Annotated in this window: 7 protein-coding genes and 1 riboswitch; of the genes, 4 read left to right on the forward strand and 3 right to left on the reverse strand. The window is 68.1% G+C overall.

Annotated elements, in window-relative coordinates:
- Positions 1–36: 36 nt before the first annotated feature.
- From AC5P88_RS15710 to metX, 3 genes are read right to left on the reverse strand one after another with little or no spacing between them, the layout of a single operon-like run.
- Positions 37–1,104 (reverse strand): homoserine dehydrogenase family protein, encoded by a 1,068-nt coding sequence (locus AC5P88_RS15710; protein ID WP_049428101.1) that lies wholly within the window; start codon positions 1,102–1,104, stop codon positions 37–39.
- Complete coding sequence (locus AC5P88_RS15715; protein ID WP_495225460.1) at positions 1,101–2,336, reverse strand: O-succinylhomoserine (thiol)-lyase; 1,236 nt, start codon at positions 2,334–2,336, stop codon at positions 1,101–1,103. The genes AC5P88_RS15710 and AC5P88_RS15715 overlap by 4 nt, the downstream gene beginning before the upstream one ends.
- Positions 2,333–3,364, reverse strand: coding sequence for a homoserine O-succinyltransferase MetX (gene metX, locus AC5P88_RS15720; RefSeq protein WP_495225461.1), 1,032 nt, complete (start codon positions 3,362–3,364; stop codon positions 2,333–2,335). The genes AC5P88_RS15715 and metX overlap by 4 nt, the downstream gene beginning before the upstream one ends.
- Positions 3,365–3,441: 77 nt before the next feature.
- Positions 3,442–3,560, reverse strand: a riboswitch (SAM riboswitch).
- A 148-nt stretch (positions 3,561–3,708) separates the two neighbouring features.
- Here metX and AC5P88_RS15725 point away from each other — a divergent pair.
- The 4 genes from AC5P88_RS15725 (at position 3,709) to AC5P88_RS15740 (ending at position 9,244) form a co-directional block, all read left to right on the forward strand.
- Positions 3,709–4,605 (forward strand): M23 family metallopeptidase, encoded by an 897-nt coding sequence (locus AC5P88_RS15725; protein WP_495225462.1) that lies wholly within the window; start codon positions 3,709–3,711, stop codon positions 4,603–4,605.
- 66 nt (positions 4,606–4,671) lie between these two features.
- Entirely contained in the window at positions 4,672–6,276 is a 1,605-nt protein-coding gene (locus tag AC5P88_RS15730) for a peptide chain release factor 3 (RefSeq protein ID WP_495225463.1), read from the forward strand.
- A 276-nt stretch (positions 6,277–6,552) separates the two neighbouring features.
- The gene (gene trhA, locus AC5P88_RS15735) at positions 6,553–7,191 is read left to right on the forward strand and encodes a PAQR family membrane homeostasis protein TrhA (RefSeq protein ID WP_010482744.1); all 639 of its coding nucleotides are present in this window, start codon (positions 6,553–6,555) and stop codon (positions 7,189–7,191) included.
- Positions 7,192–7,285: 94 nt separating this feature from the next.
- Positions 7,286–9,244 carry an AsmA family protein gene (locus tag AC5P88_RS15740; RefSeq protein WP_428993040.1) on the forward strand — a complete coding sequence of 653 codons (1,959 nt, stop codon included), beginning with the start codon at positions 7,286–7,288 and terminating at the stop codon, positions 9,242–9,244.
- The last annotated feature ends 219 nt before the right edge of the window (positions 9,245–9,463 follow it).

Genomic DNA, 9,463 nt, shown 5'->3' on the forward strand with positions numbered 1-9,463 from the left:
CGGCACGGGTAGCGCCGGGCCATGCCCGGCGACCCCTCAACCCACGATCCGCAACACATCATCCAGCAGCGCGGCGGCGGTGACTTCCGCCCCCGCACCCGGTCCCTGGATCAACAGCGGCTGGCGTTGGTAGCGATCACTGTGGATGGCCACGCGGTTGTCGGTGCCTGCACCCTGCGCCAGCGGGTGATCCGCAGGCAGCTCACGCAGGCCCACCTGCGCGCCCTCGCCATCAACACGGCCAACGAAACGCAGCACGCGGCCGTTGTCGCGCGCCTGCTGCCAGCGCGCCTGCAACGGCGCGTCCAGCTGTTCCAGCGCGCCCACCGCTTCCTCCAGCGGCAACGCCGCCAGCGCCGCTGGCACCAGCGAATCCACCTGCACCTGCGCGGCATCCAGCGCCAGGCCACTGCTGCGGGCGAGGATCAGCAGCTTGCGCCGCACGTCTTCGCCGGACAGGTCCAGGCGCGGATCGGGCTCGGTGTAGCCGGCCGCCAACGCCTCGCGCACCGCCGCCGAGAACGGCGACTGGCCGTCGTAACGATGGAACAGCCAGGCCAGCGAACCGGACAGCACACCCTCGATGGCATGGATGTGATCGCCACCGGCCACCAGCGCACGCAGGCTGCTCAGCAGCGGCAGGCCCGCGCCGACCGTCGCGCTGTCGCCATAGCGCGCGCCACTGTCGGCGCAGCTTTCGGCAATCGCCTGCGCGCGTGCCAGCTGCGCACCACGGCCCAGCTTGTTGGCGGTCACCACGTGCACGCCGCGCGCCAGCCACTGCACGTGGCGCGCGGCCACGTCTTCGCTGGCGGTGGCGTCGACCACAACATCGCCACGCTCCAGCCCCTCGGCGCTCGCCCACGGCGGCGAACTCTGCCCATCGCGCGGTGCACGTCGTGCCAGCTCCAGCGGCAACGCCAGGTCACGATCGATTTCCAGCGCAGTGCGTGAATTGGCCAGCCACTGCACGCTGGGCAGTTCCAGCCCACGCGCCCGCAATGCCTGGTAACGCTGCACGAAGGCCGAGCCGACCGTGCCGGTGCCGAGCAGCGCCAGGCGTCCCACGCCCAGCGCAGGAATTTCAGCGGCGAGCGCGCTCATGCATCCACCACCTGTTTGCGGCGTGCAGCCGCATCGATCACCGCTTCGGCGCGCTGCAGCGCGGCGCCCAGGTCGGCCAGCAGGTCACGCTCGGCCTCGATGCCCACCGACAGGCGCAGCAGGCCTTCGCTGATGCCGGCGGCGGCACGCGCTTCGGCGGTCATCGCCGCATGGGTCATGGTGGCCGGATGCGCGACCAGGCTTTCAACACCGCCCAGCGATTCGGCGAGGGTGAAACAGCGCAGGCCATCGACAAAGGCACGCACTGCGGCATGCGGATCATCACCTTCGCAGTCAGCCAGTTCGAACGACAGCATCGCGCCGAAACCACTCTGCTGGCGGGCGGCGATGGAGTGGCCCGGGTGATCGGCCAGGCCCGGATAATAGACGCGGCCGACCGCCGGATGCTGGTCCAGCAGCGCCACGATCGAAGTGGTGTTCTCCTGGTGCACGCGCAGGCGCGCATCCAGCGTGCGCAGGCCGCGCAGGGTCAGGAACGCATCGAACGGCGAACCCGTCAGGCCCAGCGCGTTGCCCCACCACACCAGCTGCTCGTGCAGTTCCGCATCGCGCGCAACCACAGCGCCGCCCACCACATCGCTGTGGCCATTGATGTACTTGGTGGTGGAGTGCAGTACCAGATCCGCACCGAACGACAGCGGTTGCTGCAGAGCCGGCGACAGGAAGGTGTTGTCGACCACAACCAGGGCACCTGCCTTGTGCGCGGCATCGATGACGAAGCGCAGGTCGGTGACGCGCAGCAGCGGATTGGAAGGGGTTTCCACCAGCACCAGCTTCGGCTGGGTGGCCAGCGCCTGCGCCAGCGCGCGCGGATCGGTCAGGTCGGCGGTGACCAGTTCGAAATGCCCCTTCTTTGCCAGCGCATTGAACAGGCGCCAGCTGCCGCCGTATGCATCGTGCGGCACCACCAGGGTGTCACCTGGCTGCAGCAGTGCGTTCAGCACCAGGTTGATCGCGCCCATGCCGGTGGCGGTGATCACGCCGCCGGCGCCGCCTTCCAGCTCGGCCAGCGCTTCCCCCAGCAGGTCGCGGGTCGGGTTGCCACTGCGCGTGTAGTCGTACTGGCGCTTGTTGCCGAAGCCTTCAAAGCTGAAGTTCGACGACAGCACGATCGGCGGCGTGACCGCGCCATGCGCGGTGTCGCGATCGATGCCCGCACGGACGGCGGCAGTGGTGCGGCTACAGGACGGCTCGTTGGCGTGCAGGCTCATGCGGACTCTCCAGAGGTGCGGAAGGCGGTGGCGAGGATCGCGTCGATGCGATCGGTTTCTTTGAGGAAGGCGTCGTGGCCGTAGGGCGAGCGCAGCACGCGCAGGCTGCCGCGCGGCCCCAGCCCCTCGACCAGGCCGACCAGGTCGGCCAGCGGTACCAGGCGGTCACCTTCCACGGCCACCACCACGGTCGGCGGCAGGATCGCGGCGGGGTCGACGCGGTGCAGGTCGATCGATTCGGACAGGCGCAGGTAGGCGGTCACCGGTGTGCGCGCGACGTACTGCGCACCGGCTGCATCGAGATAGTCTTCGGCGGCGACGCGCACGCGGCCGTTGATCACTTCCGGCGCGGCGTCGAAGCGCTCGCCGAACTCTTCCGGGGTGCGGTAGCTGAGCATGGCGAACTGCCGGGCCAGCGCCAGGCCGTGATCTTCACCGCACTGCAGCTGGCCCAGTGCGACGGCGCGGCGCTGCAAGGCACGCCAGGCGGCGGCATACGGGTGCGGGCGATGCGCACCGCTGGCCAGCACCAGCTGGCGCACGCGGGCACGATGGCGGATCGCGAACTGCTGGCCGACCAGCGCACCATACGAATAGCCGACGAAGGCCTTCAGCGTGCGGATACCCAGATGATCCAGCAGCAGTGACAACGCATCGGCCTGGTCGGCGGTATCGATCGGCACGTCCAGCGCACCATCAGCCCCGATGAAGTCGAACGCCAGCACGCGCAGCTGCTGCGGATCCAGCGTGCGGCCACTGCCGACCAGCTCTTCGGCCCAGCCCTTCTCGCTGAACTGCGGGTTGGAGGCCACATGGCGATGCGCGGAAATGCCGCCGGCCAGCACCACCACCGGCGCGTTGGCCGGGCCGACCCACTCGTAGCGCAGGCGCACCGGGCTGGGGCCGGCATGACGCATCGACAGCACCGCGGCGAACTCACCGCGCTCGGCGTGCACGCGGTCTTCGACCGGCACGCTGACGGGGACAAAGGGTTCGGGGCGAACGGCGGTACTGGCAGCGAAGCTCATGGCGGGATCCGGTTGGGGAATCGGCCATCGAGCCTTCGCGGAGCTCGCGTTCGAGATGCACGTGCGGTGCATGGTTCGAACCATCTTTCGGTGGACGCCACGGTCCCCGCAGGATTTGGCACCTACGCAGACGCTTTCGCATCCGCGGGCTGCCCCGGCTTCAAAGGGCCTGTCCCTCTGCCGGTCTCGATGGTGACGCCACGATGCCAGCCCTTCCGGGCACTGTCAATCCCTTCATACGGATAAAGCGATGAATATTTTCATCCTCAGTATGCGAGAGGCGTCGCGGTCGCTCCGTTCAGGATCGGGTACAGTCCCGGCGGTCCATTTTTCTGAATCCGCTGATGCCACGCCTGCCCTTGACCTGCCTGCTCCTGCCGCTGCTGGCCAGTGCCTCCGCCGGCGCCAGCGACTGGCGCCAGGGCTGGGGGATGCTGCCGAAGGCGCCCACCACCGCCAGCGCCGACGCGAGGAGAGGGGCCGCGAAGGAGGCCCTTCCGATGGCCCAGCTGCGCCTGCAGCCGATCGGCGAACAGTGGCAGGCCCGCATCGACAACACGCTGGCCGGCCCGTTGCAGATCGAACTGCGCGCGGCCCCCGGGCACCCGGTCGACGGCCTGCCGGTGCAGTCACTGATACAGGGCGACAGCAGCCTGGTGGTCGGCCACCTCCCCGCGCCGGTCAACGGCCGGATGCTGGACCTGCGCCTGCAGTCGGTACCGGGCAACCCCGCCGCACAGGCCGAAGATGTGGCCTACCGCCTGCCCTTCGATGATGCGCGCCTGCGCGTGGATCAGGCGCCGCAGGGCCGGTTCAGCCACGATGACGAGGAAAACCGCGATGCGGTCGACTTCGCGCTGCCTGAAGGCACGTTGGTGCTGGCCGCACGCGAGGGCACGGTGATGCAGATCCAGGATGGCTTCCGTGGCAACGGCCAGGACCGCGAACGCGATGGCGGCCGCGCCAACTTCATCCGCGTGCTGCACAGCGACGGCAGCATGGCCCTGTACGGCCACCTGCAGGCGGGCGGCATGCGCGTGCGCCGTGGCCAGGCAGTGGGAGCCGGGCAACCCCTCGGCCTGTCCGGCAACAGTGGCTACAGCAGCGCCCCACATCTGCACTTCGTGGTACAGGTCAACCGCGGCATGGGCCTGCGCTCGGTGCCGGCGCGCATCTTCACCGAGCAGGGCCAGCTGCAGTTCGCCCGCCAGGGCGAGGCCGACGGTGGCACCGGGCGCTGACCGGCCCCGGCCGGTATAATCGGGCGCTTATCTCTTTGAAAAGCGCCCCGGGCGGGCGCCACTGCCATGTCCGAAGTCGCCAACGAAGCGTCGCGTCGCCGCACCTTCGCCATCATCTCCCACCCTGACGCCGGCAAGACCACGCTGACCGAAAAGCTGCTGCTGTTCGGAGGCGCGATCCAGATGGCCGGTTCGGTCAAGGGCCGCAAGGCCGCCCGCCACGCCACCTCCGACTGGATGGCGCTGGAAAAGGAGCGCGGCATCTCCGTCACCTCCTCGGTGATGCAGTTCCCGTACGAAGGCAAGATCGTCAACCTGCTCGACACCCCCGGCCACGCCGACTTCGGCGAGGACACCTACCGCGTGCTGACCGCGGTGGACTCGGCGCTGATGGTGATCGACGTGGCCAAGGGCGTGGAAGAGCGCACCATCAAGCTGATGGAAGTCTGCCGCCTGCGCGACACCCCGATCATGACCTTCATCAACAAGCTCGACCGCGAGGGCAAGGACCCGATCGAGCTGCTGGATGAAGTGGAAACCGTGCTGGGCATCCAGTGCGCCCCGGTCACCTGGCCGATCGGCATGGGCCAGCGCCTGAAGGGCGTGGTGCACCTGCTCACCGGCGAAGTGCACCTGTACGAACCGGGCCGCAACTTCACCCGCCAGGACTCGACCATCTTCCCGTCCATCGATGCACCCGGCCTGGCCGAGAAGATCGGTGCACAGATGCTGGCCGACCTGCGCGACGAGCTGGAACTGGTGCAGGGCGCCAGCCACCCGTTCGACCTGGAGGCCTACCGCGCCGGCCAGCAGACCCCGGTGTTCTTCGGCTCGGGCGTGAACAACTTCGGCGTGCAGCCGCTGCTGGACTTCTTCGTCGAGCATGCGCCGTCGCCGCAGGCACGCTCCACCACCGGCCGCGAGATCGCCCCGGAAGAGAACAAGCTCACCGGCTTCGTGTTCAAGATCCAGGCCAACATGGACCCGCAGCACCGTGACCGCGTGGCGTTCATGCGCGTCTGCTCGGGCCGTTTCAGCGCCGGCATGAAGACCTTCCACGTGCGTACCGGCAAGGAAATGAAGCTGGCCAACGCCCTGACCTTCATGGCCAGCGATCGTGAAATCGCCGCCGAAGCGTGGCCGGGCGATGTGATCGGCATCCACAACCACGGCACCATTTCCATCGGCGATACCTTCACCGAAGGCGAAGCAGTCACCTTCACCGGTATTCCGAACTTCGCCCCGGAACTGTTCCGCCGCGCGCGCCTGCGCGATCCGCTCAAGCTCAAGCAGCTGCAGAAGGGCCTGGCCCAGCTGTCCGAAGAGGGCGCGACCCAGTTCTTCCGCCCGCTGACCAGCAACGACCTGATCCTCGGTGCCGTCGGCGTGCTGCAGTTCGACGTGGCGGCCTATCGCCTGAAGGACGAGTACGGCGTGGAAGCCACCTTCGAGCCGGTCAGCGTGACCACCGCGCGCTGGGTCCACTGCAGCAACGAGAAGAAGCTGGAAGAGTTCCGCGAGAAGAATGCGCTGAACCTGGCACTGGATGCGGCCGGCCACCTGGTCTACCTGGCACCGACCCGGGTCAACCTGCAGCTGGCGCAGGAACGCTCGCCGGACGTGCGTTTCTCGGCCACCCGCGAAGCGGCGCATACCGTTTCGGCAGGCTGATGCGACGGGGGCGGATCCCTTTCCAGCAGGAAAGGGCTCTGACCCCAGTGCTACCGGCATTTATCCACGCATGGCGTGGATCTACTGATCGCCCGTTCGGAGCCGTGGGGTCGGATCCCTTTCCGCAGGAAAGGGCTCTGACCCCAGCACCAATCGCCGGTTCATCCATGCAACCCAGGGATTCATCGACCATACGGTGACCGGCGTGCACGCGCCGCCCAACGCGGCGATGATAGGGGGGTGCGGGTCCCCCTCCCCGCGAACGATGCCTACGCCATGTCCACGACTTCCGTTGCTTCGATCCGCGAAGAAATCGCCAGCGCCCTGACCCACGGCCTCGGTGCCGTGCTCGCCCTGGGCGCCGGTGCGGTACTGATCACCCTGGCCGCCATCTACAGCGATGGCTGGCAGCTGGCCGGCGCGATCGTATTCGGCATCGCGCTTCTGCTGCTGTACACCGCCTCCACGCTGTACCACGCCATCCAGCACCCGGTCGCCAAGGGCCGCCTGAAGGTGTTCGACCACTGCGCGATCTACGTATTGATCGCCGGCACCTATACCCCGTTCACCCTGATCGGCCTGCGTGGCCCCTGGGGCTGGGGCCTGTTCGCCGCGATCTGGACCCTGGCCCTGGCCGGTGTGGTGTTCAAGCTGTTCTACACCGGCCGCTTCAAGGCGCTTTCCACCGGCATCTACATCGCCATGGGCTGGCTGGTGATCGTGGCGATCAAGCCGATGCTGGCCTCGATCGACGGCTGGACCCTGGGCTGGCTGCTGGCCGGCGGCCTGTCATACACGCTGGGCACCTACTTCTATCACCGCGAGTCGATCCCCTATTCGCACGCGATCTGGCACCTGTTCGTGATCGGCGGCAGCGTCTGCCACTTCGTCGCGGTGACCATGCAGGTGCTGTAACACGGACCTGCGCGCCGCATGTGCACATGATGCACATGGACGCTTCGCGCCCCGTCCACGATGAGGGGGCAACCATGGCGGCGTGAATGCTGCCATGTCCCCTGCCGCGCCTCGTACGTCGCGCTGGCTGCGCCCCCCGGGCCCGCGCGGTCGGCGCTGGCTGGCCGTACTGATTTTCCTGCTGGCCGCGCTGCTGGTGCTGATCGCGCTGTGGGACTGGAACTGGTTCAAGGGGCCGGTCGAACGCGCGGTGCAGGCACGCACCGGCCGTGCGCTGCACATCGGCCATCTGGATGTCGACCTCGGCCGCACCAGCACGATCCGCGCCGATGCGATCACCTTCGCCAACGCCGGCTGGGCAAAGCAGCCGAACATGGCCACGGCTGACCGCGTCGAGATCGACGTGCGTGTGTGGCCCCTGCTGCGCGGCAGCGTGCAGCTGCCGGAAGTGCGCCTGACCCGGCCCGACGTGCTGCTGGAAACCGCCCCGCGCAAGGGCGAGCCGGGCAATTGGGATTTCCTGGGGGACAGCAGCGGCGGGACAAGCCCGCAGCTCAAGCGCCTGCGCATCGACGACGGCCGGCTGCAGTTCCTCGACGCACTGGGCCGCACCGACATCCGCGTGGGCGTGCGCAGTGGCCAACCGAAACAGGCCGATGCCTCGCCGCCGCTGCTGGTGCAGGGCAAGGGCCACTGGCAGGGCAACCCGTTCACCCTGCAGGGCGGAACCGAATCACCGCTGGAGCTGACCGACAGCGACCACCCGTTCCGCATCCACCTCGACGGTCGTGCCGGTGCTACCCACGCGGTGGCCAGTGGCACGCTGACCAATCCGTTCCAGCTGCGGATGTTCGACCTGCAGTTCGCGCTCAGCGGACAGGACCTGTCGGACCTGTACCCGCTGCTCGGCATTGCCATCCCCCCCTCACCGCCCTACGCCCTGGACGGACGCCTGAAGCGCGACCACAACGTCTGGCGCTACGACAGCTTCACCGGCAAGGTCGGCGACAGCGACCTCGGTGGCAATCTGCAGTTCGAGGTGGGACGCGACCGTCCACGGCTGACCGCAACGCTGGAATCCAAGCGCCTGGACTTCGATGACCTGGCCGGCTTCGTCGGAGCACCACCGAAGACCGGCGGCGGCGAAACCGCGAATGCGGAACAGAAGGCACAGGCCGCCCGTGTCGCCGCCAGCAGCCGGGTATTGCCCGACACGCCCTACAACCTGGGCAAGCTGCGCGCGATGGACGCCGACGTGCGCTGGAAGGCGCACCGCATCAACGCACCCTCGTTGCCGTTGGACGACATGGACGCGCACCTGCTGCTGGATGACGGCGTGCTGCGGCTGGACCCGCTGAACTTCGGCGTGGCCGGCGGCGATATCCGCAGCACGATCCACATGGATGCACGCCAGCCGCAGATCCGCACCGCGTTGAAGGCCAGCGTGCGCGGCGTGCAGTTGGGCCAGCTGTTCCCGGACGCGAAGTTGGCCGAGCAGGCCAAGGGCGGCATCGGCGGCGAAGTGGACCTTAGCGGGCGCGGCAACTCGATCGCCGCGATGCTGGGCAGCAGCAGCGGCAAGGTCGGCCTGGCGATGGGGCGCGGCCACGTCGGCAACCTGGTGATGGAACTGGCTGGGCTGGACATCACCGAATCACTGAAATTCCTGGTGACCGGCGACAAGCAGATTCCCCTGCGCTGCGCCTTCGCCGACTTCGGCGTGCGCGACGGCCTGATGACCAGCCAGGCACTGGCGGTGGATACCACCGATACGATCCTCATCGGCGAAGGCACGGTCAGCCTGCGCGACGAAACCCTCGACCTGCTGCTGAAGCCACGCCCGAAGGACAAGAGCATCCTGGTGCTGCGCTCGCCACTGCACATCGCCGGCACCTTCAAGGACCCGTCGTTCCGCCCGGACTTCAAGGCGCTGGGTATTCGCGGCGCAGTGGCCCTGGCACTGGGCAGCATCGCACCGCCGGTGGCATTGCTGGCAACGATCGAGCTGGGACCGGGCAAGGATGCCGACTGCGGTGGGCAGTATGCAAAGTAGGAGCGTTCGTTCGTGGCGCCTGCATTGATCGTGGTTTGAGGGGGACGGGTGACGCAGGCAGGACACGCCGCAAGTACATCCCTGTAGCAACTGTGTTGCTGGGGAGGCTTGGATCTCTCCGGCAAGCGGGCACGGTAGTGCCGGCCGCTGGCCGGCAGCCTCCGGAGGGACGCCGCGACTGTCCTTAGGCGGGGATCGGTCTGCTTCGGGCGTCGCGTA

It is taken from the genome of Stenotrophomonas sp. YJH_SMC_8 (assembly GCF_059371315.1).

Coding starts and splice junctions, on each gene's coding strand:
- AC5P88_RS15730 (WP_495225463.1), top strand. CDS start 4,672: ATGTCCGAAGTCGCCAACGAAGCGTCGCGTCGCCGCACCTTCGCCATC.
- AC5P88_RS15710 (WP_049428101.1), bottom strand. CDS start 1,104: ATGAGCGCGCTCGCCGCTGAAATTCCTGCGCTGGGCGTGGGACGCCTG.
- AC5P88_RS15715 (WP_495225460.1), bottom strand. CDS start 2,336: ATGAGCCTGCACGCCAACGAGCCGTCCTGTAGCCGCACCACTGCCGCC.
- AC5P88_RS15740 (WP_428993040.1), top strand. CDS start 7,286: ATGTCCCCTGCCGCGCCTCGTACGTCGCGCTGGCTGCGCCCCCCGGGC.
- AC5P88_RS15725 (WP_495225462.1), top strand. CDS start 3,709: ATGCCACGCCTGCCCTTGACCTGCCTGCTCCTGCCGCTGCTGGCCAGT.
- trhA (WP_010482744.1), top strand. CDS start 6,553: ATGTCCACGACTTCCGTTGCTTCGATCCGCGAAGAAATCGCCAGCGCC.
- metX (WP_495225461.1), bottom strand. CDS start 3,364: ATGAGCTTCGCTGCCAGTACCGCCGTTCGCCCCGAACCCTTTGTCCCC.